Origin of the sequence: Allofournierella sp. (assembly GCF_048388525.1) — a bacterium.
Taxonomy (GTDB): domain Bacteria; phylum Bacillota; class Clostridia; order Oscillospirales; family Ruminococcaceae; genus BQOK01.
Genome location: NZ_DBGCTQ010000055.1, coordinates 1 through 21,679, shown reverse-complemented (window position 1 = coordinate 21,679; position 21,679 = coordinate 1). Strand labels below are relative to the sequence as shown.

21 protein-coding genes are annotated in these 21,679 nt (G+C 63.8%); 4 read left to right on the top strand and 17 right to left on the bottom strand.

Features of this window, described 5'->3' with window-relative positions:
* The 7 genes from ACMLHZ_RS07330 to ACMLHZ_RS07300 all read right to left on the bottom strand — a co-directional run.
* Positions 1–344, bottom strand: a 344-nt coding sequence (locus ACMLHZ_RS07330; RefSeq protein WP_418667108.1) for a hypothetical protein, incomplete at its 3' end; no start/stop codon positions are given.
* A 32-nt stretch (positions 345–376) separates the two neighbouring features.
* The gene (locus tag ACMLHZ_RS07325; RefSeq protein ID WP_418667107.1) at positions 377–1,528 is read right to left on the bottom strand and encodes a murein hydrolase activator EnvC family protein; all 1,152 of its coding nucleotides are present in this window, start codon (positions 1,526–1,528) and stop codon (positions 377–379) included.
* A gap of 48 nt (positions 1,529–1,576) precedes the next feature.
* The gene (gene ftsX / locus ACMLHZ_RS07320) at positions 1,577–2,485 is read right to left on the bottom strand and encodes a permease-like cell division protein FtsX (protein ID WP_418667106.1); all 909 of its coding nucleotides are present in this window, start codon (positions 2,483–2,485) and stop codon (positions 1,577–1,579) included.
* Entirely contained in the window at positions 2,482–3,165 is a 684-nt protein-coding gene (ftsE, locus tag ACMLHZ_RS07315; protein ID WP_177564814.1) for a cell division ATP-binding protein FtsE, read from the bottom strand. The genes ftsX and ftsE overlap by 4 nt, the downstream gene beginning before the upstream one ends.
* Before the next feature lie 98 nt (positions 3,166–3,263).
* The gene (locus tag ACMLHZ_RS07310) at positions 3,264–4,346 is read right to left on the bottom strand and encodes a PucR family transcriptional regulator (protein ID WP_177564812.1); all 1,083 of its coding nucleotides are present in this window, start codon (positions 4,344–4,346) and stop codon (positions 3,264–3,266) included.
* A 247-nt stretch (positions 4,347–4,593) separates the two neighbouring features.
* Positions 4,594–5,328 carry a pseudouridine synthase gene (locus ACMLHZ_RS07305; protein WP_418667105.1) on the bottom strand — a complete coding sequence of 245 codons (735 nt, stop codon included), beginning with the start codon at positions 5,326–5,328 and terminating at the stop codon, positions 4,594–4,596.
* Between the two features lie 3 nt (positions 5,329–5,331).
* Positions 5,332–5,820 carry a pyridoxamine 5'-phosphate oxidase family protein gene (locus ACMLHZ_RS07300; protein WP_418667104.1) on the bottom strand — a complete coding sequence of 163 codons (489 nt, stop codon included), beginning with the start codon at positions 5,818–5,820 and terminating at the stop codon, positions 5,332–5,334.
* 289 nt (positions 5,821–6,109) lie between these two features.
* On the opposite strand from ACMLHZ_RS07300, the gene ACMLHZ_RS07295 reads away from it, so the two are divergent.
* From ACMLHZ_RS07295 to ACMLHZ_RS07285, 3 genes are all read left to right on the top strand, one after another.
* Complete coding sequence (locus ACMLHZ_RS07295; RefSeq protein ID WP_418667103.1) at positions 6,110–6,772, top strand: hypothetical protein; 663 nt, start codon at positions 6,110–6,112, stop codon at positions 6,770–6,772.
* A gap of 321 nt (positions 6,773–7,093) precedes the next feature.
* Entirely contained in the window at positions 7,094–8,440 is a 1,347-nt protein-coding gene (locus tag ACMLHZ_RS07290; protein WP_418667102.1) for an HD-GYP domain-containing protein, read from the top strand.
* A 4-nt stretch (positions 8,441–8,444) separates the two neighbouring features.
* On the top strand, positions 8,445–8,990 hold the full coding sequence (locus ACMLHZ_RS07285; protein WP_418667101.1) for a DUF5317 domain-containing protein: 546 nt from the start codon (positions 8,445–8,447) through the stop codon (positions 8,988–8,990).
* Positions 8,991–9,042: 52 nt separating this feature from the next.
* Here the strand turns inward: ACMLHZ_RS07285 and ACMLHZ_RS07280 are convergent, their stop codons facing one another.
* Positions 9,043–9,225, bottom strand: coding sequence for an Arc family DNA-binding protein (locus ACMLHZ_RS07280; protein WP_418667100.1), 183 nt, complete (start codon positions 9,223–9,225; stop codon positions 9,043–9,045).
* A gap of 107 nt (positions 9,226–9,332) precedes the next feature.
* On the opposite strand from ACMLHZ_RS07280, the gene ACMLHZ_RS07275 reads away from it, so the two are divergent.
* Entirely contained in the window at positions 9,333–9,626 is a 294-nt protein-coding gene (locus ACMLHZ_RS07275; protein WP_418667099.1) for a DUF6809 family protein, read from the top strand.
* Between the two features lie 36 nt (positions 9,627–9,662).
* Here the strand turns inward: ACMLHZ_RS07275 and ACMLHZ_RS07270 are convergent, their stop codons facing one another.
* From ACMLHZ_RS07270 to purF, 9 genes are all read right to left on the bottom strand, one after another.
* Entirely contained in the window at positions 9,663–10,130 is a 468-nt protein-coding gene (locus ACMLHZ_RS07270) for a low molecular weight protein-tyrosine-phosphatase (protein ID WP_418667098.1), read from the bottom strand.
* Between the two features lies 1 nt (position 10,131).
* On the bottom strand, positions 10,132–11,565 hold the full coding sequence (purB, locus tag ACMLHZ_RS07265; RefSeq protein ID WP_418667097.1) for an adenylosuccinate lyase: 1,434 nt from the start codon (positions 11,563–11,565) through the stop codon (positions 10,132–10,134).
* Between the two features lie 12 nt (positions 11,566–11,577).
* On the bottom strand, positions 11,578–15,270 hold the full coding sequence (locus ACMLHZ_RS07260) for a phosphoribosylformylglycinamidine synthase (RefSeq protein WP_418667096.1): 3,693 nt from the start codon (positions 15,268–15,270) through the stop codon (positions 11,578–11,580).
* Positions 15,271–15,330: 60 nt separating this feature from the next.
* On the bottom strand, positions 15,331–16,614 hold the full coding sequence (purD, locus tag ACMLHZ_RS07255; protein WP_418667095.1) for a phosphoribosylamine--glycine ligase: 1,284 nt from the start codon (positions 16,612–16,614) through the stop codon (positions 15,331–15,333).
* Between the two features lie 170 nt (positions 16,615–16,784).
* On the bottom strand, positions 16,785–17,957 hold the full coding sequence (locus tag ACMLHZ_RS07250) for a phosphoribosylaminoimidazolecarboxamide formyltransferase (protein ID WP_418667094.1): 1,173 nt from the start codon (positions 17,955–17,957) through the stop codon (positions 16,785–16,787).
* On the bottom strand, positions 17,954–18,694 hold the full coding sequence (locus ACMLHZ_RS07245; protein ID WP_418667093.1) for an IMP cyclohydrolase: 741 nt from the start codon (positions 18,692–18,694) through the stop codon (positions 17,954–17,956). Before ACMLHZ_RS07245 ends, ACMLHZ_RS07250 begins: the two co-directional genes overlap by 4 nt.
* A 31-nt stretch (positions 18,695–18,725) precedes the next feature.
* Entirely contained in the window at positions 18,726–19,322 is a 597-nt protein-coding gene (purN, locus tag ACMLHZ_RS07240; protein ID WP_418667092.1) for a phosphoribosylglycinamide formyltransferase, read from the bottom strand.
* Positions 19,316–20,356, bottom strand: a complete 1,041-nt coding sequence (gene purM, locus ACMLHZ_RS07235; protein WP_418667091.1) for a phosphoribosylformylglycinamidine cyclo-ligase — start codon at positions 20,354–20,356, stop codon at positions 19,316–19,318. Before purM ends, purN begins: the two co-directional genes overlap by 7 nt.
* A gap of 27 nt (positions 20,357–20,383) precedes the next feature.
* Positions 20,384–21,679, bottom strand: a 1,296-nt coding sequence (gene purF / locus ACMLHZ_RS07230; RefSeq protein WP_418667090.1) for an amidophosphoribosyltransferase, incomplete at its 5' end; no start/stop codon positions are given.

Here is a 21,679-nt window from a genome sequence, read left to right as displayed (position 1 = left end):
AAATCGTCCCACCGGCCGTCGATCTCGGTCTGTTTGTCCGCGATGGCCTGCTCTTTCAGCGCAATGGCCTCGATCTGCTCGTTGATGATCGCCACCAGGGTCTCGATCTTTTCCTCTGTAATCTTGCGTTGGTTTTCGAGAACCTGTTTTTGCCGCTGGGCTTTCTTTTTGTTGTTATTGATGGCGTCCAGCTCTTTTTGCGCCTGCTCGTATTCCTGCTTGAGCCTTGCGCTTTTTTCCTGTAAGGTCTCGGCCCCTGCGCCGGGCGCAGCGCAAAAGCCTAAAAACACCGCGGCCAGCAGGGCGCACCCCGCGCGCCGGATGGAAAAGCAAGCGTTTTTCATCCGTTATCTCCTCTCAATGTTCCGCCTGGCTTTCAGGGGCTTACCTTGCTCAGCGGGTCGATACGCACGCCGTTGATGCGCATTTCCAGATGCAGGTGGTTGCCCTGGGCGCGGCCGGTGTGCCCCACATAACCGATCACGTCACCCTGGCTCACCTGCGCCCCCGCGCTCACCGCACGGCTGCTCATGTGGGCGTACAGGCTCACCACTCCGTCGCCGTTGTTCACCAGCACCACATTGCCGTAGCTTGCGTCCGCCGTGGTCGACACGGTGCCGCCGTGGGCCGCCAGAATGGGCGTGCCCTCGGGCGCGGCAATATCCACACCGCTGTGCCCGCTTATGATCACGCCGCCCAGGTTCTGGGTGCCGCCGAAATAGGTGGTGATGCGGCTCTGGCCGGGCAGCGGCCATAAAAAGCCCTCGGCCGACACCCCGCTGCCGCTGGAGGAGTTCTGCTTTACCCAGGCGTCAAACTCGGCCTGCGCCTTTTCGTACTGCTTTTTGGTCTCGGCCACCACCGCGCCCTGGGCCTCGGCATCCGCGGCGGCCTTGCTGATGGCGCTGTCCTGCCGCCGGATGTTGGCCGAGAGCTGCCGCTCTTTTTCCTCCAGCTCGGCCTTGGCGGCCTCCTGCTCGGCCTTCGCAGTTTCCAGCGCCTGCTTCTCCTGCTCCAGCGCGGCCTTTTGGGCGCTCATCTCCTCCAGCACCTCGTTGTCCTTCTCGCTGATCTGCTGCAGCGTGGTGGAGTAGGTCAGCAGGTCGTACAGGCTGCGGGCACTGGCAACCATGGCAACCGCGCCCCGGTCGTGCATCATCTGCATTGTCCTCATGCGGGCCTTGAAATCGTCCCACCGGCCGTCGATCTCGGTCTGTTTGTCCGCGATGGCCTGCTCTTTCAGCGCAATGGCCTCGATCTGCTCGTTGATGATCGCCACCAGGTTCTCCACCTGTGCCTCGATCAGCCCGCGCTGGTTTTCCAGCGCCTGCTTTTGCTGCTGCGCCTTCTTTTTGGTGCTGTTGATGCTGTCCAGTTCTTTCTGCGCCTGCTGATATTCCTGTTCCAGGCGCTGCTTTCGCTCCTGCAAGGTCTCGGCCCCCGCGCCGGGCGCGGCGCAAAAGCCCAAAAGCACGGCGGCCAGCAGGGCGCACCCCGCGCGCCGGGCGGAAAAGCTGAGTGACGGCATGGCGTTTCCCTTTCGGCATCCTCGTATATAAAATGCGGCTTATCCCTCTTATACCTTGAGATATTTGCGGATCGAGGTCGCGGTGCCCACGCTGCCGATCACCCCGCCGAACGCCAGGAACGCCGGCAGCACCTTGTACCACAGCTTTGCCAGCGGCAGCAGCACGTTGGCCGCCATGCCGCCCCAAAAGCCGGGCAGGTCCCCCGCATACATGACCAGCAGCTGGTAGCCGCCCAGCACCAGCGCGCTGGAAACAGCCCCTGCGATCAGGCCCGCGGCCACGCCCTCCACAAAGAAAGGCAGGCGCACAAAGCCGTTGGTCGCGCCCACATATTTCATGATGTTGATCTCCTTGCGGCGGGCGAACACGGTCAGCCGGATGGTGTTGCTGATGACCACGATGCTAACAAAGCCCAGCACCGTGACCAGGATCATGCTCACCAGGGTCACAGCCCTGTGGATGCTGGTGAACAGCTCGGCCATCTGCACCGGGGCCATCACCTCCTCCACACCGGGAATGGCGGTGAGCTGCGGCTCTATCTCGGGCATCATGGCCACGTCGTCCAGGATCACGCGGTAGGTGGCCGCAAAGGGGTTGTCGCTGCCCTCAAAGGCGTCCCACAGGTAAGCCTTGTCCTCCATGCTCTCCTTCATGTTGTCCAGAGCCTCTTCCTTGGTGACATAGATCACGTCCCGCAGGCCGCTGATGCTGCGCAGCGCGCCGTCCACCTGTGCCAGCCCCTCGTCCGACAGATCATCCTGCAAATACACCACAGCCTCGTTCTGGCTGCCCAGGTAATCCATCAGGCTGTTGATGTTCAGGGTAAACAGGGCGGCCACGCCGGTAATAATAAGGCACACGGTAAGTACGCCGATGCTGGCCACGCTCATGAGCCGGTTGCGCACCATGCTCTGCAGCCCCTGCCGCGCCAGATATTTAAAGCTGGACCAGTTCACAGCAGCACCTCCCCCACACTGGCCGAGTCGTCCACCACATTGCCGTGGTCAATGGTGATGACCCGCTTGTTAAAGCGCTTTGCCAGATCGTGCTCGTGGGTCACCACCACCACCGTGATGCCCACCGAGTTGATGGCGGTGAGCAGCTCCATCATTTCCAGGCTCAGCTCCGGGTCAATGTTGCCGGTGGGCTCGTCCGCAATAATGAGCTGGGGGCTGTGCACCAGTGCCCGGGCCAGGGCCACCCGCTGCTGCTCCCCGCCCGAAAGCTCGTCAGGGTATTTGCCCATCTTTTCCGCCAGCCCCACCAGGCTGAACACGTAGGGTACCCGGCTGGCGATCTTTTTTTCGGCGATGTTGGTCACCCGCATGGCAAACGCCACATTTTCGTAGGCGGTCATGGTGGGGATCAGCCGAAAGTCCTGGAACACCACGCCCATGTTGCGGCGCAGATAGGGCACTTCGCGCTCTTTGATCTTGGAAAGCTCCTTGCCGCCAATAAAAATGCGGCCGCTGGTGGCCTTTTCCTCCCGCAGGATCAATTTTAAAAAGGTGGATTTGCCCGCGCCCGAATGCCCCAGCACGAATGCAAATTCCCCCTTGTGGATGTGCAGGCTCACGTCCTTCAGGGCCGTGTTCCCGCCGGGGTAAATTTTGCTCACATGTTCAAAAACGATCATAACTGGCTCCTCACCGCCTCCAGATATCCTATCTCATAAAAAATGGGCGGCCGCGCCGCGCGGCCGGCCCATCTGAAAAGCACTGTACGGGAACGGGCTCAATATTTGGCAGGGTTGGCATTCAGGTACTTCTTCACCATCAGGGCCACCTTGAACACAATGGCGTCGTCGAACTCGCGCAGATCCAGCCCGGTGAGCTTTTTGATCTTTTCCAGCCGGTACACCAGGGTATTGCGGTGCACGAACAGCCCGCGGCTGGTTTCGCTCACGTTCAGGTTGTTCTCAAAGAAGCGCTGGATGGTGAACAGCGTTTCCGCGTCCAGGCTCTCGATGCTGCCCTGCTTGAACACCTCTTTCAGGAACATCTCACACAGGGTGGTGGGCAACTGGTAAATCAACCGGGCGATGCCCAGGTTGTCGTAGCTGATGATGGCCTGCTCGGTATCGAACACCTTGCCCACTTCCATGGCGATCTGGGCCTCTTTAAAGCTGGTGGCCAGATCCTTCACATTGCCGATGGGGGTGCCGATGCCCACCACGGCCTTGATATAATGCTCGCCGGAAAGTGTGTCCACAATGCTGGAGGCCAGCTTTTCAATGTCACGCTGGTCGATTCCCCGCTTGATCTCCTTTACCAGCACGGTGTCGGTCTCGCTGATATTGAACACAAAATCCTTCTGCTTATCCGGGAACAGGCCGCTCACCACGTCGTAAGCCGAAATATCCGCCCCGGAGGTCACCCGGATCAGCACCACCACCCGGGATACGTCGGTGGCAAAGTGCAGCTCCCGGGCCTTGGCGTAGATATCGCCGGGCAGGATGTTGTCCAGCACCACGTTTTTAATGAAATTCGCCTTGTCAAACTTCTCGTCGTGGTACTGCTTGATGCTCTGCAGGCTGATGGCCAGCAGGCTGGCAAACTGGGCGGCGGCTTCATCTGCGCCCTCCACATACACCGCGTAATCGTTGTGCTTGTTGGAGCTGAACTGGTGGTAGCTGCAGCCGTCCTTCACAAAGCTGTCACCCGTTAACCGCTCGGCCACAAAGCCGTCCCGCACTTCCCCAATCATATTCAGGTCCGAGCAGGAGATGACGGTGCCGGTCTCATCCACCACGCCCACGCCGCGCCCGATGGCGTCCTTCATCTGGTAAATGACACCCTGAAACACTCTGTTCGCCATTTGATTCGCTCCCCTTTTCCAGCCAATGCTGTTTTCCACAGTGTTGTTTGTGATTTTGAACAATTCCAAACAGTCTCTGTGTATATATTACACAATGGAATTTACTTTTGCAACATATTTCAACAAAAAAATATGCCATTTATTGTGTATTTTTGAGTTTACCAGGAAAAAGGGCACAAAATGCTACCTTTTTACCTTATCGTACAAATGTGTTGGTTCTTTGAAAAAAGTTTGAAATCGGCGCCTCTTACAAATTTTTCTTTTTGCCGCGGGGCTGCGCGGCGGCTCTCAGCCGCTCCAGTTCCTGTGGGGTGAGCGGCCGCCACCGGCCGGGCGCAAGGGCGGGATCCAGCTCTACCCCGCCAATGGCGGTGCGGTGCAGCGCGTTCACCCCCGCGCCCAGCACACCGAACATCCGCTTGATCTGGTGGTATACCCCCTGGCGCAGCTCCACCGTGGCCCAAAAGGGATCGGCCTGGTCCGGCAAAAGTCCCGCCGGGCGCATGGCCTGGCCGTCGGCCAAAACCACCCCTGCCTCAAAGGCGCGCGCCATTTCGGGCGTGGCAGGGGTATCCAGCCGCACCCGGTAGGTCTTGGGCACATGGCGGCGGGGGCTCAATATATCGTGCGCAAAGGCCCCGTCGTCGGTCAGCAGCACAAAGCCGGTGCTGGTCTTGTCCAGCCTGCCGGCGGGGAACAGCTGCCGCCGGGGGTAAGCCCCCTCCAAAAGGTCCACCACGGTCACGTCCCGGCCATCGGTGCTGGCGCTCACGACCCCCGGGGGCTTGTGCAGCATGATATATACATATTCCTCCCGGTCCAGCGGCTTGCCATCGGCGCACACGGCCTCGCCGCCCGCCAGGGGCATATCGGCCTTTCTGCACACCGCCCCATCCACCGTCACCGCCCCCCGTGCCACCAGGGCGCGGGCGGCGCTGCGGGGAATCTGCATGGCGCCCGCCAGGTATTTATCCAGCCGCACGCTTCATCCCTCCGTCAGCCGGCCCCGGTTGCCCTTGCCCTGCAGGGCCTCGATCTCCAGCGCCAGGATTACAATGGCCGGCATGCCCTTCATCATTTTATGGTAGCCCGGGGTGCCAATGTATTCGGCCGAATATTTTTCCATGATCCGCTGCATCGCCCGCTGGCGCTCGGCCTCGTCGGTCACAAGGCGCACCTTTCCCTCGGCCACGCAGCTGGCATACACCTGCGTGAACTCGGCGGGCTGGTTCTTTGCATACAGCACGCAGGTGTAACAGGCCCGCGGCTCCCGCGCAAGGTTTTCCAGCTTCTGCCCGGCCCGGGCGCAGTGGAAATACAGGGTATCTCCCCCTTCCAGTGCCCCCGCCATGGGCACCGCATAGGGGCTGCCGTCCCCGTTCACGGTGGCAAGAAAGCCGTACTCGCTCTCCCGCAGCACCTGCAGGGCGTCTTCATCGCTCAGTTTTCGGTCCATCCGGCGCAGATCGCGCATTCCTATTCCCGCCTTTCTGTGTTGCCGCCGGGGCACGGGGCCCCACCCCCGGCTTTGTGCCCCCGGGGTGGCCTTTTAACGGTATTATAGCACATCCTGCAAGGCCAGGCACGGGTGTGGCGCACAAAACCTGCTCCCATGCTTTTCCAGCATTTACCGTCTTGCGGCTTTCCTGTTTTTTCCTTGACCGCCCTTTGGGCATACGGTATAATGAAACATAAGTTTTTGGTGGTTTTTAACGGTTTTTCGTTCCTTTTTCCTACTATTTAAACAGTAAGGAGGCCGCGGCATGGAAACAGAACAGGTCCTGGAACAGGCGGCCCGCTGGCAGCAGCTGCTGTGCCGGCTGGAATCGGTGGAAACGGCTCATGTGGTGTTTGCGCCGGACGGCTCGCCCGCCGAGGTGCACGTGCTGGCCCGGGCCGGCAAGAATGCCAAGGCCGTGGCGCGGGACGTACAGTCCGCCCTGTGCGCCGGGTTTGGGGTCGAGGTGGACCACAAGATCATCAGCGTGGCCCAGCTGCACCCTGCCCTCGCACCCGCCGCCGGGATCCGCCTGGTCTTTTTCGGCATGGAGGTGCACACCCAGGGCCGAGCCCTGGAGGCGGGCGTGACCCTGGCAGGTTTTGGGCAGTGCCGCACCGGCCGGGCGTGCGGCAGCACCCTGCCCTTTTCCCGCAGGCAGTGTATCGCGCAGGCCACCTTGGAAGCGGTGCACGCCTTCACCGGCGAGGCCGCCCGCTACGAGCTGCGCGCAGTGGACTGCGCCGAGCTTTCCGGCAAGGACGTCACGGTGGCGCAGGTGCTCTCGCTCACCGGCGGCAAGGACCTTCTGGGCAGCGCCTACACCCAGCCGGATGCCGACGCCGCGGTGGTGCGCAGCGTGCTGGACGCGGTGAACCGCCAACTCTCGTTTTTGCCCCGGCCCACGGGGCGGCCCGGCCCCGGCTGAAGGGGCGCTTCTCTCACTGAAACAGGCCCGGCGCAAGCGGAGCGGATATAGCCTGCCCACCCCAGCGAAGGGGCAGAGTTCCTGAAAAGGGGGCTATATCACAAGATGAAACGCGTTCTGTTCGCGCTGTCGTCCCTGGCTGCCATGCTGCTGGCCAGCGGCGCTTTCTTTAACGTGCGCTGATCGACCCATCGGCTTTGACCGGCAAGTTCCGCCGGGCCTGTTTTTTAAGCCTTTTCCGGCCGCCCCTTCCCTGGGGAGGCCGGCACACCATACCCCGCGCGGCACGCCGCGCGCTTTTTCTGCAAAGGAGGCAGGGCCATGAGGCAGGATCATCGGCGGCAAACCCTTTATATCGCGGCGCTGGCGCTGTGCGGCGGCGCCGCGCTGGCCCTGTGCGCCCTGCGCCTGTATCTTGCCCCGCCCGCGGGCTTTCCCTGGCTGGAGGCGCTGACCCTGGCCGTGCTGTGCGTGCTGGCCCGGGACCTGCCCATCTACATCGCCCAGGGCAAGACCATGGACATCAGCTTTGTGCCGGTGGTGGCCTGCATGCTCTCCTTCGGGCCGGAGGTCACGGTGGTGCTGTATGCGCTGTGCTGCCTTGCCACCGTTTTGCAGGATCCCAAAACCCGCCGCTATTATTGGCCCCTGCTGCACGCCCCCCGCAAGGAGCTGTTCAACATCGGCAACATCCTGTTCTCCATCTGGCTGGGCGGCCTTGTGTTCCGGCTCACTGCACGCCTCACCGGCTATACCGGCGGCCTGAGCTGGCAGGCGGTGGCGGCGGCGGGCGTGTTTGCCTGCACGGCCATTTTCGCCAATCTGGTATTTTTCATCCTGTACTATCAGGTGGGGGGCGGCGGGGCCTTCGGCGGCCTGCTGCGCCAGAACCTGGCAGGCATCCTGCCCAACGTGGTCTGCACGATCCCCCTGGGCCTTCTGGTAAGCCTGGTGCTGCAGCGGCGCAGCGGGGTGCTGCTGCTGGTGCTGTTCATGGCGCCGCTGCTGCTGGCCCGCTATTCCTTCAAATTGTATCTCGACAGCCGCTCGCTCCACATCCGCACGGTGGCCTGCCTGTCCGAGGCCATCGAGGCCAAGGACCCCTATACCCGGGGCCACTCGCGGCGGGTCGCCTATTACAGCGAGCAGATCGCCCGCGCCCTGCGCCTGCCCGGCGGCACGGTGTACCAGATCAAGGTGGCCGCCCTGCTGCACGATGTGGGTAAGATCGGCATCGACGACGCGGTGCTGCGCAAGCCCGGCGCTTTGACCGGCGCCGAGTACGACCAGGTTAAGCGCCACCCAGAGGTGGGCCGGCGCATCATCGACAGCATCCACCTGCCCTCCACCGTGACCGACGGGGTGCTGTACCATCACCACCGGTTCGACGGCGGTGGCTACCCCGAAGAGGGCCCTGCCCCGGGTGAGCTGCCCCTGTGCCCCGCCATTCTGGCGGTGGCCGACTGCTACGACGCCATGACCTCCGACCGGCCCTACCGCGGCGCCATGAGCCGGGAACAGGCCGAGGCCGTTCTGCGGGAGGTTTCCGGCAGCCAGCTTGATCCCCGGGTGGTGGAGGCCTTTCTGCGCATCCTGCCCGATCTCGACCCCGGGCGCGCAAGCGGCGATGCCGACCTCTCTTTGCTGCTTGACCCCGCGGGGGCCTGAGGCGATGCTGCTGCTTTTATTCTTGCTGGCCGGGCTTGCCGCAGGCCTTTGCCGGGGCGGCAGCCTGCGCCGGGCCGCGGCCTTTCCCCTGCGGGGGCTCTGGCTGCCCCTGGCCGCTTACCTTTTAAAGGCCCTTGGCGGGGCAATCGGGGTTCCGCCTCTGCCGCTGTGTCTTGCGCAGTACGGCCTGCTGCTGCTTTTTTGCTGGTTCAACCGTTGCCAGCCACGCTGGTGCGCCCCCTTTGCGCTGGGCACGGCGCTGAATTTTGCGGTCATCGCCGCCAACGGCGGCCGCATGCCGGTGGCGGCGCGCCTTGCGGCGGGCTGGCCCGCGCTGGCCGACCGGCTGGCCGCGGGCGGGGTTTCCGGCTACACCCTGGCCGGCGCCTCCACCCGCCTGGCCTTTTTGGGCGACTGGGTGGCCGTCGCCCCCTTCGGGCGGCTGCTGGGTTTTGCCAGCCCCGGCGATTTTCTGCTGGGTCTCGGCGCGGCGGTGCTGGCTTACCGGATGGTTCGCCCGCCCGCAGAAAAAACAGAACAAAAACTATAAACCAGGCGGCTGCCCCAAACAGGGGCGGCCGCCTGGTTTCTTGCGGGCAGCTTCAACCGGCTCCATCCTCCACGGGGATCGGCCCGTTCTCCCTCTCGTACCCCTCCACGCATTGCTCGATCAGATATTCCACCTGTGCGTTAAAGGAACGGTGGTTCCGCCCTGCAACATGCGTGATCTTTTTCCAGAGCGTTTCCTGCACGCGTATTGTCGTCTGAACCTTGTCGGTTGCCATGTGGATCACCTCAAAAATCGTTTTGATATCATTTTAGTATCTTTTCTCTTGATTGTATGTATTCTTTGTGATATCATAATGCCATCACAATAAAAGAGGTGTTTTTCTTGAGTGTTTCCATTTCGGATCTGTTCTCATCGGCCTGGGACAGCCGCACGATTCGCAAAGACGGCCCCTGCGAGCAAGCTCTCGCCCAGTTGATTGCAGTGGAAAGGCGCCTTCACGACACATTGGAAGGAGAAACATTAGAGCAATTCAAGTCATTTTCCAACCTCTCCGGCACTCTTGGCGGCATCAGCGACACGGAAAATTTTGAGCTGGGCTTCCGGTTGTGCTTTGCGCTTATCGTCAAAACGTTATTTGGCAGAAGCGAAAATTTTTCCGACGGCGGCTTTCTGTAAAAAACAGCGCCCCGACTCCAAGTCCGGGGCGCTGCCCTACATCTTTTCATTCTCCGGGAACAGGGCGTTCAAAAGCGCCTCGCAGCCCGCGCTCACGTCGTTCCAGGTGGTTTCAAAATCGCCGGTGTACCAGGGGTCCGCCACGTCACCCGGGCGCGCCGTCCAGTCCAAAAGGCGGCTCACCCTCGCCCTTGCCCCGGGGCCCAGAATGCGCCGGATGTCCCGCAGGTTCGCCGCATCCATACCGATGATGTGGTCGTACGCCGCGCCGTCCGCCTGGGTCAGCGGCACACTGCGCTTGCCCGCCGGGTCGAGCCCCTGCCTGCGCAGCAGCGCCGCCGCGGGCGGGTAGACCGGGTTGCCCGCCTCGTAGCTGCTGGTGGCGGCGCTGGCCGCCGCTGTTTGGCCGCCCAGGCCCCGCTTTTCGGCCATGTCCCGAAAAACAAACTCCGCCATGGGGCTGCGGCAGATATTTCCCAGGCAAACAAATAAGATCCTTATCATCTCACACACTCAGCTCGGCGTGCTGGGCCGCGGCCTCCGGGTGGGCGGCAAGCACCGGGGCGATCACGGTTTTCAAAAATTCTTCCACCTGGTGGGCGCTGCGGCCGGTAAAGGCCTCGGGCCGCAGCTCGGCCTCGATCTCCTCGCGGGACAGGCCAAAGGCCGGGTCCGCCTCCACCCGCCGGATCATGTCGTTGGGCAGGCCCTCCTCCTTCACCTGGGCCGCCGCGGCCACGGCGTGCCGGCGCAGCCGCTCGTGCAGCTCCTGCCGGTCGCCGCCTTTTTTCACTGCCTTCATCAAAATGGTCTCGGTGGCCATAAAGGGCAGCTCGGCCATCACCCGGGCGCGGATGACCTTGGGGTACACCACCAGCCCGTCGCACACGTTCAGCAGGATGTTCAAAATGGAATCGGCCGCCAAAAACGCCTCGGCCACCGCGATCCGCTTGTTGGCCGAATCGTCCAGCGTGCGCTCGAACCATTGGGTGCCCGCGGTGAAGGCCGGGTTCAGCACATCCACCATCAGGTAGCGGGCCAGGGCGCACACCCGCTCGCTGCGCATGGGGTTGCGCTTGTAGGGCATGGCCGAAGAACCGATCTGGTTTTTCTCGAACGGCTCCTCCATCTCTTTAAAATTGGCCAGCAGCCGCAGGTCGGTGGCAAGCTTCATCGCGCTCTGCCCAATGCCGGAAAGGGCGCTCAGCACCTGGAAATCCACCTTGCGGCTGTAGGTCTGGCCGCTCACCGGCACCACCCTGTCAAAACCCAACTGGGCGGTGATGTCCGCCTCCATGGCCCGGATCTTTTGCTCGTCGCCTTCAAACAGCTCCATGAAGCTGGCCTGGGTGCCTGTGGTGCCCTTGGCTCCCCGCAGCGCCAGCCCGGCCGTGCGGTGGCGCAGCTCCTCCCAGTCCATATACAGCTCGTTCATCCACAGGGTGGCGCGCTTGCCCACCGTGGTGAGCTGGGCGGGCTGGCCATGGGTGTAGGCAAGGCAGGGCAGATCCTTGTACTGGGCGGCGAACTTCGCCAGCAGCGCCAGCACGCCCACCAGCTTTTTCTGCACCAGTTCCAGGCCCTGGCGCATCACGATCACGTCGGTGTTGTCGCCCACATAGCAGCTGGTGGCCCCCAGGTGGATGATCCCCTTCGCGCCCGGGCACTGCAGGCCGTAGGCGTACACGTGGCTCATCACGTCGTGCCGGCATTCTTTTTCGCGGCGCACCGCGTCCTCGTAGTTGATGTCGTCGGCATGGGCCTCCAGCTCGGCGATCTGCGCGTCGGTGATGGGCAGGCCCTGGGCCTGCTCGGCCTTTGCCAGCGCGATCCACAGCCGCCGCCAGGTGCGGAACTTGTTGTCCTCAGAAAAGATATACTGCATTTCCCCGCTCGCGTAGCGGGTCTCAAAGGGCGAAATATATTTATCGTGCGCCATCTGCGGCCTCCTTTAAATTTTAAAGTAATCCACTCCGCCCTCAAACAGGGGCTGGTACTTGTCGCCGGGCACGTTTTTATACAGCGCGTCGCCGCTGCGCTCCGAGTGGCCCATCTTGCCCAGCACCCGGCCGTCCGGGCTGGTGATGCCCTCAATGGCCCACACGCTGCCGTTTGGGTTTGCCGAAAGGTCCATGCTGGGCGCACCGGAAAGGTCCACATACTGTGTGGCGATCTGGCCGTTCTCCCGCAGCTGGTTCAGCGCCTCGGCGCCGGCCACAAACCGGCCCTCGCCGTGGCTGATCGCCACGGTGTGCACCTGGCCCGGCTCGCACTTTGCCAGCCAGGGGCTCTTGTTGGAGGCCACGCGGGTGCGCACCAGCATGCTCTGGTGGCGGCCCAGGGTGTTGAAGGTCAGGGTGGGGCACTCGGCGGTCAGGGGGCGGATCTCGCCGTAGGGCACAAGGCCCAGCTTGATCAGCGCCTGGAACCCGTTGCAGATGCCCAGCATCAGCCCGTCCCGCTTTTGCAGCAGCTCAGCCACCGCCTCGGCCACCGCTGGGGCGCGGAAAAAGGCCGTGATGAATTTCGCGCTGCCGTCCGGCTCGTCGCCGCCGGAAAAGCCGCCCGGCAGCATCACAATCTGGCTGGCGCGGATCGCCTTCACCAGCGCCTCGCAGCTCTCGGCCACGGCGGCGGGGGTGAGGTTGTTCACCACCAGCACCTGCGGCTCGGCTCCGGCGCGCCGGAAGGCACGGGCGGTATCGTATTCGCAGTTGGTGCCGGGGAACACGGGAATGACCACCCTGGGCCGGGCCGCGCCCACCGCCGGGGCGGCGCGCTTTTCAGCCCTGTAGGTCACGGGTTCCACGGCCTCGCCCTCCCCCCGGTAGGGGAACACCGGCTCCAGCTTTGCCTCATAGGCCTCCTGCAGCCGAGCCAGGTCCACCGCCTCGCCCGCCAGGCGGAAGGTGTATTCTTCGGTCACGGTGCCCAGCTCCAGGGCGCCTTCGGCCTCGGCGCCCTCCGCCAGTTCCAGCATAAAGCTGCCGTAGGCGGGGCGCAGCAGGGCTTCGGGGTCAACGCCCCCGGCCAGCGCAAAGCCCAGCCGGTTGCCCAGGCACATCTTGAACAGGCCCTCGGCGGCGCAGCCGTAGCCCGGGGTCCAGGCGGCTTTCACCTTGCCCGCTGCGGTCAGCGCCTCCACCTGGGCCAGAATGGCCTTCAGGCTCTTGTGGGCCGGGCGCAGGTCGTTGTAGCCCGGCGCCAGCCACACCACCCGGTCGCCCGCCGTTTTGAACTCGGGGCTGATCACGTTTTTGGTGCTGCCGATGGCGGTGGCAAAGCTCACCAGGGTGGGGGGCACGTCCATGCTCTCAAAGCTGCCGGACATGGAGTCCTTGCCGCCGATGGCGGCCACCCCCAGGTCCACCTGGGCCTTCAGCGCGCCCAGCAGCGCCGCAAAGGGCTGGCCCCAGCGCTCGGGGTCGTTCCCCAAACGCTGGAAGTATTCCTGAAAGGTCAGGTAGGCGTCCTCGTACCGGAAACCGCTGGCCACCAGCTTGCACACGCTCTCCACCACGGCCAGGTACGCGCCGCTGTACTGCTTTTTCTCCATCAAATAGGGGTTATAACCCCAGGCCATACCGCTGCAGGTGATGGTCTCGCCCGGCACCGGCAGCTTGGCCGCCATGGCCTGCGCCGGGGTGAGCTGGTATTTGCCGCCGAAGGGCATCAGCACGGTGGCCGCGCCGATGGTGGAATCGAACCGCTCGGAAAGCCCCTTCTTGCTGCACACGTTCAGGTCGGTCACAAGGCTGTGCAGCTTTTCGCCCCAGCTCTCGCCCTTCCAGTGGGGTTCATAGGGCAGGCAGTCGTACACCAGCACGTTTGCGTGCTTTTCCGCGCCGTTGGAATTCAAAAAGTCGCGGCTCACGTCCACGATAACTTCGCCGCGCCAGCTCATGGTCAGGCGGGGCGCTTCGGTGACCATGGCCACGGTGGTGGCCTCCAGGTTTTCCTCGTGGGCCAGGGCGGTGAATTCCTCCACATCGCCGGGCGCCAGCACCACGGCCATGCGCTCCTGGCTCTCGCTGATGGCAAGCTCGGTGCCGTCCAGCCCGTCGTACTTTTTGGGCACCCGGTCCAGGTCGATGGCAAGCCCGTCGGCCAGCTCGCCGATGGCCACGCTCACGCCGCCCGCGCCAAAATCGTTGCAGCGCTTGATCAGGCGGGTGGCCTCGGGCCTGCGGAACAGGCGCTGGAGCTTGCGCTCCACCGGCGCGTTGCCCTTCTGTACCTCGGCGCCGCAGCTCTCCAGGCTCTCCAGCTTATGCGCCTTGGAAGAACCGGTGGCCCCGCCGCAGCCGTCGCGGCCGGTGGCCCCGCCCAGCAGCACCACAATGTCGCCGGCAACGGGCACCTCGCGGCGCACGTTGGCCGCCGGGGCCGCGCCCACCACCGCACCGATCTCCATGCGCTTGGCCGCGTAGCCCGGGTGATAAAGCTCGTCCACCTGGCCGGTGGCCAGGCCGATCTGGTTGCCGTAGCTGGAATAGCCCGCCGCGGCGGTGGTGACCAGCTTGCGCTGGGGCAGCTTGCCGGGCAGGGTCTCGCTCACCGGCGCCAGCGGGTCGGCCGCGCCGGTCACGCGCATGGCCTGGTACACATAGCTTCGGCCCGAAAGCGGGTCCCGGATGGCGCCGCCGATGCAGGTGGCCGCGCCGCCGAAGGGCTCGATCTCGGTGGGGTGGTTGTGGGTCTCGTTCTTGAACAGGTACAGCCAGTCCTGCTCCTCGCCGTCCACCTGGCACTTGATCTTCACGGTGCAGGCGTTGATCTCGTCCGACTCATCCAGGTTTTTCAGCCTGCCGATGCTTTTCAGGTACTTGGCCCCGATGGTGCCCAGATCCATCAGGCACAGGTTCTTTTTGCGGCCTGCATACACCGCCTTGCGCATGGCCAGGTACGAGTCAAAGGCTTTTTTCACCTGCTCGTCCCGGATCTCCACCTCGTCCAGAATGGTGCCGAAGGTGGTGTGGCGGCAGTGGTCGGACCAATAGGTGTCGATCATCTTGATCTCGGTGATGGTGGGCGCGCGCCCCTCGCTGCGGAAATACTCCTGGCAGAAAGCGATGTCCGCCTCGTCCATGGCAAGGCCGCGCTCGGCTATAAAGCGGGCCAGGCCCTCCTGATCCAGCTCCAAAAAGCCCTCCAGCACCTCCACGGGCGCGGGGGCTGGGTACTCCACCTTCAGGGTGTCCCTGCGGGAAAGGGCGGCCTCGCGGGCCTCCACCGGGTTAATCACATATTTTTTAATGCGGGCCAGATCCCCCTCGCTCAAAGCGCCGCCCAGCAGGTACACCCGGGCCGTGCGCACCTGGGGCCGCTCGCCCTGGCTGATCAGCTGGATGCACTCGCTGGCCGAGGCCGCCCGCTGGTCAAACTGGCCGGGCAGGTACTCCACCGCAAAGGTCGCGTCCGCTGCGGGCAGGTGATCGTACACCTGGTCCACCGGGGGCTCGCTGAACACGGTGGGCACGCACTGGCGGAACAGCTCCTCCCCAATGCCCTCCACGTCATAGCGGTTCAAAAGGCGCAGGCCGGAAAGGCTTTTTACACCCAGCAGGCTTTTCAGCTCGTTCAAAAGGCCCTGGGCCTCGCCGTCAAAGCCGGGTTTCTTTTCAACATAAACGCGGTATACCATGTGTTTTCTCCCTCTCGCTCATTGGGTTTTCATGTGCGGGCTCCCGGGCCCGCACCGGTCTCAGTTCAGCGCTGCCAGCGCCCGCCGGCCAATGTCCGCGCGGCGGTGCAGGCCCTCAAAGCCGATTCGCCCGCTGGCGGCGTAGGCTTTTTCAATCGCCTGTTCCAGGGTGGGCGCGGTGGCCGTTACGCCCAGCACACGGCCGCCCGCCGTAACCAGCTGCCCGCCCTTTTGGGCGGTGCCCGCATGGTATACCACGGCCCCGCCGCCGGGCAGCTGCCCGTTTTCCAGGCCGGTGATGGGCTTGCCCTTTTCATAATGCTCCGGGTAACCGCCGCTGGCCAGCACCACGCAGGCCGCGCTTTGGCCGCTGGCGGCGACCGGGGTGTCGGCCAGGGTGCCGTTTGTGCAGGCCAGCATGATCTCCAGCAGATCGCCCTCCAGCAGGGGCAGCACCACCTGGGTCTCCGGGTCACCGAAGCGGCAGTTGTACTCGATCACCTTAGGCCCGCCGGGGGTGAGCATCAGCCCAAAATAGAGGCAGCCCTTAAAGGGGCAGCCCTCTGCCTGCATGGCCCGCAGGGTGGGCAGAAAAATGGTGTCCATGCACACCTTTGCAATTTCTTCGGTATAATAGGGGTTCGGCGCCACGGTGCCCATGCCGCCGGTATTCAGACCCTCGTCCCCGTCCAGCGCACGCTTGTGGTCCATGCTGGAAACCATGGGCTTCAGGGTCACGCCGTCCGAGAAGGCCAGCACGCTGACCTCGGGGCCGGTCAAAAACTCCTCCACCACCACCCGGTCGCCCGAAGCGCCGAACTTTTTGTCCTGCATGATCTCCTTCAGGCCCTCGGCGGCCTCGGCCTCGCTCTGGCAGATCAGCACCCCTTTGCCCAGGGCCAGCCCGTCGGCTTTGATCACCACAGGGTAAACGCCCTTTTCGCGGATGTATTGCAGGGCCGCGCCGGGCTCGCCAAACACCTCGTACCCGGCGGTGGGGATGCCGTATTTTTTCATCAGATCCTTGCTGAACACCTTGCTGGCCTCAATGCGGGCCGCCGCGGCGCTGGGCCCAAAGGCGGGGATGCCCGCCCCGGCCAGCTTATCCACCAGGCCCAGGGCCAGGGGATCGTCCGGGGCCACCACCACGTAATCAAAGCCTTCCTCTTTTGCAAAAGCGGCCTGGGCTTCAATGTCGGTGGCGGGGATCTCCCTGCACCGGGCGTCGCAGGCAATGCCTCCGTTGCCCGGTGCCGCCCAGATCTCGGTGCACAGCGGGCTCTCTTTCAGCTTTTTGATGATGGCGTGTTCGCGGCCGCCGCCGCCCACAACAAGTAGTTTCATTGGCGATCCTCTCCCTTTTCTGTCCGGCCCTGAAAAGGCGTGTTTTTTGCTTCTTTATAACACGGCGCAAGCCAGGCGGTCACAGGCCGCCTGGCTTTTTCACTTTTTGCCGGGCCAGCCTGCGGTTTGCTGCTATTATAGCATACAGAAACCGGCCCGGCGCTCATTTTTTAATGATGGAACAGTCGCAGGCCGCAAAAGGCCATGGCGATGCCGTATTTGTTGCAGGTCTCGATCACCTGCGCGTCCCGGATCGAACCGCCCGGCTCCACAATGGCCTCCACGCCGCTGCGGCGGGCGCGCTCGATGTTGTCGCCAAAGGGGAAGAAGGCGTCGCTGCCCAAAACCACGCCGCGCACGGCCGCCAGCCATTCTTTTTTCTCGGCGGCGGTCAGGGGCTCGGGCTGCCGGGTAAAGGTCTCGGCCCACACCCCGTCGCCGATCACGTCCTCCCACTCGTCGCTGATATATACGTCAATGGCGTTGTCACGGTTGGGGCGGCTCACGTCGTCGCGGAAGGGCAGGGCCAGCACCTTGGGGTGGTGGCGCAGCTGCCAGATGTCGGCCTTGTTGCCCGCCAGGCGGGTGCAGTGAATGCGGCTCTGCTGGCCCGCGCCCACCCCGATCACCTGTCCGCCCTGGGCGTAACACACCGAGTTGGACTGGGTGTATTTCAGGGTGATCAGGCACAGCACCAAATCCCGCTTTTGCTCTGGGGTCAGGGTCTTGTTGTCGGTGACCAGGTTTTCCAGCATGGCCTCGCTGATCCTCAGGTCGTTGCGGCCCTGCTCAAAGGTCACGCCGAATACCTGCTTATGCTCCACCGCCGTCGGCACATACGCGGGGTCGATCTGCACGATGTTGTAGCCGCCCTTGCGCTTGGACTTTAAGATTTCCAGCGCCGCCGGGGTGTACCCGGGGGCGATCACCCCGTCCGTCACCTCGTGCTGGATCACCCTTGCGCAGCTCTCGTCGCACTCGTCCGAAAGGGCGATCCAGTCGCCGAAGCTGGACATGCGGTCCGCGCCGCGGGCGCGGGCATAGGCGCAGGCCAGGGGGCTCAGGGCCAGCCCCTCGCAGAAATACATCTTTTTCAGGGTGTCGTCCAGCGGCAGGCCCAGGGCCGCGCCCGCGGGCGACACATGCTTAAAGGACGCCGCGGCGGGCAGGCCGCTGGCCTCCTTCAGCTCCTTTACCAGCTGCCAGGAGTTCAGCGCGTCCAAAAAATTGATGTAGCCGGGCTTGCCATTCAGCACGGTCACCGGCAGTTCTCCCTGTTCCATAAAAATGCGGGCGGGCTTCTGGTTTGGGTTGCAGCCGTATTTCAGTTCCAGTTCGGTCATTCCTCTTCCTCCCACACAGCGTCGTATTTGTTGATGATCACATCCTCGGTCTCGCCCGTGGCAAGCTCGATGTACCGCACGAACAGGCTCACCTTGTTGTCCGGGTCCAGGGCCTCCCACAGGCCGGTGGCAAATTCCTCCGGCTCGGCGGGCACCGCCACCCGCTCCGGCTCTCCCTCAAAGCTGGGGATGGGGCTGCCGTCGCAGCGGTAGGTGTGAAGGAAATGCCCCTCGCCCGCCACTGGCTGCGGGTACTCGTAAAAATAGCGGCGGCAGCTTTCGCCGTTGCCGTCGGCGCTTTTCAGGATCGAGAGCTTGTAGCGGCAGGCGCCGTCTTCCAGCTCCACCAGGCCGCTGATGCGGGGGGTCCAGTTCGGGCCGTCCGGCTCAAAGGTACGGGTGCGCAGGGCCTCCTCAAAGGTGCCGCCCCCGCTCATAAATTCATACACCGTGTCGGTCTGGTCGCCGTTGGTCACAATCTGCGCGTTCCCCAGCGCGCGCACCGGGTTGTAAATGATCAGGCTCGGGTCTTCCAACCTGGCCGGATCCGCCGCCATGGTGCGGATCCCGCCGATCTCCGGCACCGGGTCGAACACCCGGTTGCGGCTGTTGGCGCTGCGGCCCATGATAAAGTACGCGATGGCCGCCTTTGTGCCGCCGGGGGCGAGCCCCAGCACAATGCCCCGCCCGGGGTAGGCGTTTTCCCGCAGCAGGCGATACAGATCCAGCTGTTCCATAGTTGACCTCCCGTAATATAAATTCACAATTTTACTTATCGTATTCTTCGCAGACCTGGGCCAGGGCGGCGGGCAGCAGCTTCCACTCGGCCTGTTCCATCACCCGCTTTTGCAGGGTCTCCGGGGTGTCTCCGGGCAGCACCGCCACCGCCTGCTGGGCAAGGATGCGGCCGCCGTCGCACACCTCGTTCACAAAGTGCACTGTGGCGCCGGTCACCTTTACCCCCTTGGCCAGGGCGGCCTCGTGCACCCGCAGGCCGTACATCCCCTCGCCGCAGAAGCTGGGGATCAGGCTGGGGTGCACGTTTAAAATCCGCTCGGGGTAGGCGGCGATCACGCTGGGCCCCAGAATCGACAAAAAGCCCGCCAGCACCACCAGATCGATGCCGTACCCGCGCAGCACCGCCAGCAGCGCCGCGTCAAAGGCCTCGCTGCCGGCGTAGTCCTTCCGGCACACCACCACACCCGGCACGCCCGCTTTTTCGGCCCGCTCCAGCGCATATACACCGGGCTTCGAGGCCACCACCAGCGCCACATGGCCGTGGGGGTTTTCGCCCCGGGCCGCGCTGTCCAGAATGGCCTGCAGGTTGGTGCCGCCGCCGCTCACCAGCACCGCCACGTTCAGCATAGCTCCAGCCCCTCGCCCGCGGCCACCTGGCCCAATAAGTAAGCGTCCTCGCCCGCGGCCTGCAAAATCTCAATGGTCCGGGCCGCGTCCTTTTCCGCCACGACCAGGGTCATGCCCACGCCCATGTTAAAGGTGTTGAACATGTCCCGCTCGGGGATCTCGCCCGCCTGCTGGATGTGGCGGAACAGCGCGGGGGTGCGCACGTCCTCTTTTTTGATGCGGGCGCAGCAGCCCTTTTTCAGGCTGCGGGGGATGTTCTCGTAAAAACCGCCGCCCGTAATGTGCGACACGCCTTTTACCGGCAGCTCGGCCAGCACGGCCAGCACCGGCTTGACGTAAATTTTTGTGGGGGCCAGCAGCGCCTGGCCCAGCGTGCAGCCCAGATCCGCGTGGAATTGGCCCAGCACCTCCGGCCGCTTTTCCAGATCGAACACCCGGCGCACCAGTGAAAAGCCGTTGGAGTGCACGCCCGACGAGGGCAGCGCGATAATGGCGTCGCCCGGCTCCATGGCGGAATTGTCCAGGATCCTGCTCTTGTCCACCGCGCCCACGGTAAAGCCCGCCAGGTCGTACTCGTCCACCGGGTAAAAGCCCGGCATTTCGGCGGTCTCGCCGCCCACCAGGGCGCATCCGGCCTGCACGCAGCCCTCGGCCACGCCGGCCACCAGCTGGGCGATCTTTTCCGGCTGGTTTTTGCCGCAGGCGATGTAGTCCAAAAAGATCAGGGGCTTTGCGCCCGCGCACACCACGTCGTTCACGCACATGGCCACGCAGTCAATGCCCACGGTGTCGTGCTTGTCCAGCAAAAAGGCCAGCTTGAGCTTGGTGCCCACGCCGTCCGTGCCGGAAACCAGCACCGGGTGGGGCATGTCGGTGCAGTCCAGCTCAAACAGGCCGCCGAAGCCGCCCAGCCCCCCAATCGCGCCGGGGGTCATGGTGCGGGCCACGTGCTGCTTCATCAGCTCCACCGCGCGGTAGCCGGCGGTAATGTCCACGCCGGCGGCGGCGTAACTGGCAGAAAAACTTTTTTCCATGGCGGTTGGCTCCTTTTACAAAGTCGTTCAGTCGTTGCTCTCCGAGAGCTTGTGTTCAAACTTGTTCTTGCAGGGCGCCTTGGGCACCGGGGCCGGATAATCGCCGGTAAAGCAGCCGGTGCACAGGCCGCAGGTGCAGCCCTCGGCGATCTTTTTCACGCCCTCCACGCTCAAAAAGCCCAGGCTGTCCACCCCCAGCATCCCGGTCATCTCCTCCAGGGTGTGGTTCGCGGCGATCAGGTTGTCGCGGCTGTCCACATCCACGCCGAAATAGCAGGGGTACAGGAACATGGGCGCCGAGGAGAGGAAATGCACCTCGGTGGCACCCGCCTCCCGCAGCAGCTGCACGATCTGCCTCGAGGTGGTGCCCCGCACGATCGAGTCGTCCACCAGCGCCACCCGTTTGCCCTTCACCGTATCCGAGATGGGGTTCAGCTTGATGCGCACCGTGTTCTCCCGCAGCTTCTGGTTGGGCTGGATAAAGGTCCGGCCGATGTATTTGTTCTTCAAAAAGCCGATGCCGTAGGGGATGCCGCTCTGCTGGGAATAGCCCAGCGCCGCGTCCAGGCCGGAGTCCGGCACGCCGATCACCACGTCGGCCTGCACCGGGTGCTCCAGCGCCAAAAAGGCGCCGGCGCGCCGGCGCGCCCGGTGCACGGACGCGCCGTCCACCACCGAATCCGGCCGTGCGATGTAAACATACTCGAACACACACATGCTGCTGGGTTGGCCGCAGTGGGTGCGGATGCTGCGCATGCCGCCCTCGTCAAACACCACGATCTCGCCGGGCTCCACGTCCCGCACGAACTCGCCCCCGGCGGCCAGGATCGCACAGCTCTCGCTGGCAATCACGTCGCTGCCGCCCAATTTGCCCAGGCACAGGGGCCGGAAGCCGTGGGGGTCGCGGGCTGCGATCAGCTTGCGGGGGCTCATCACCACCAGGCTGTAAGCGCCCCCCAGCTGCGGCATGGTCTTCTCCACCGCCTCTTCAATGCTGTGGCTCGAAAGCCGCTGCCGGGTGATGGCATAGGCGATCACCTCGGTGTCCGAGGTGGAGTGAAAGATCCCTCCCGCCAGCTCAAATTCCTCCCGCAGCTCGGCGGCGTTGGTCAGGTTGCCGTTGTGGGCCAGGGCCATGGGGCCTTTCACATGCCGGATCACAAAGGGCTGGGCGTTGGCCCGCAGCGGGGTGCCGGTGGTGGCGTAGCGGCAGTGGCCGATGCACATGTTTCCCCGGGGCATGGTTTCCATGGCCTCTTTGGTGAACACCTCGTTCACCAGCCCCAGCTCGCGGCGCTTGTAGATCACGCCGTCGTCGTTCAC

Coding starts and splice junctions, on each gene's coding strand:
- ACMLHZ_RS07260 (WP_418667096.1), bottom strand. CDS start 15,270: ATGGTATACCGCGTTTATGTTGAAAAGAAACCCGGCTTTGACGGCGAG.
- ACMLHZ_RS07290 (WP_418667102.1), top strand. CDS start 7,094: ATGAGGCAGGATCATCGGCGGCAAACCCTTTATATCGCGGCGCTGGCG.
- ACMLHZ_RS07270 (WP_418667098.1), bottom strand. CDS start 10,130: ATGATAAGGATCTTATTTGTTTGCCTGGGAAATATCTGCCGCAGCCCC.
- ACMLHZ_RS07245 (WP_418667093.1), bottom strand. CDS start 18,694: ATGGAACAGCTGGATCTGTATCGCCTGCTGCGGGAAAACGCCTACCCC.
- purB (WP_418667097.1), bottom strand. CDS start 11,565: ATGGCGCACGATAAATATATTTCGCCCTTTGAGACCCGCTACGCGAGC.
- purM (WP_418667091.1), bottom strand. CDS start 20,356: ATGGAAAAAAGTTTTTCTGCCAGTTACGCCGCCGCCGGCGTGGACATT.
- ACMLHZ_RS07300 (WP_418667104.1), bottom strand. CDS start 5,820: ATGCGCGATCTGCGCCGGATGGACCGAAAACTGAGCGATGAAGACGCC.
- ACMLHZ_RS07325 (WP_418667107.1), bottom strand. CDS start 1,528: ATGCCGTCACTCAGCTTTTCCGCCCGGCGCGCGGGGTGCGCCCTGCTG.
- ACMLHZ_RS07250 (WP_418667094.1), bottom strand. CDS start 17,957: ATGACCGAACTGGAACTGAAATACGGCTGCAACCCAAACCAGAAGCCC.
- purD (WP_418667095.1), bottom strand. CDS start 16,614: ATGAAACTACTTGTTGTGGGCGGCGGCGGCCGCGAACACGCCATCATC.
- ACMLHZ_RS07285 (WP_418667101.1), top strand. CDS start 8,445: ATGCTGCTGCTTTTATTCTTGCTGGCCGGGCTTGCCGCAGGCCTTTGC.
- ftsE (WP_177564814.1), bottom strand. CDS start 3,165: ATGATCGTTTTTGAACATGTGAGCAAAATTTACCCCGGCGGGAACACG.
- purN (WP_418667092.1), bottom strand. CDS start 19,322: ATGCTGAACGTGGCGGTGCTGGTGAGCGGCGGCGGCACCAACCTGCAG.
- ACMLHZ_RS07310 (WP_177564812.1), bottom strand. CDS start 4,346: ATGGCGAACAGAGTGTTTCAGGGTGTCATTTACCAGATGAAGGACGCC.
- ACMLHZ_RS07295 (WP_418667103.1), top strand. CDS start 6,110: ATGGAAACAGAACAGGTCCTGGAACAGGCGGCCCGCTGGCAGCAGCTG.
- ACMLHZ_RS07280 (WP_418667100.1), bottom strand. CDS start 9,225: ATGGCAACCGACAAGGTTCAGACGACAATACGCGTGCAGGAAACGCTC.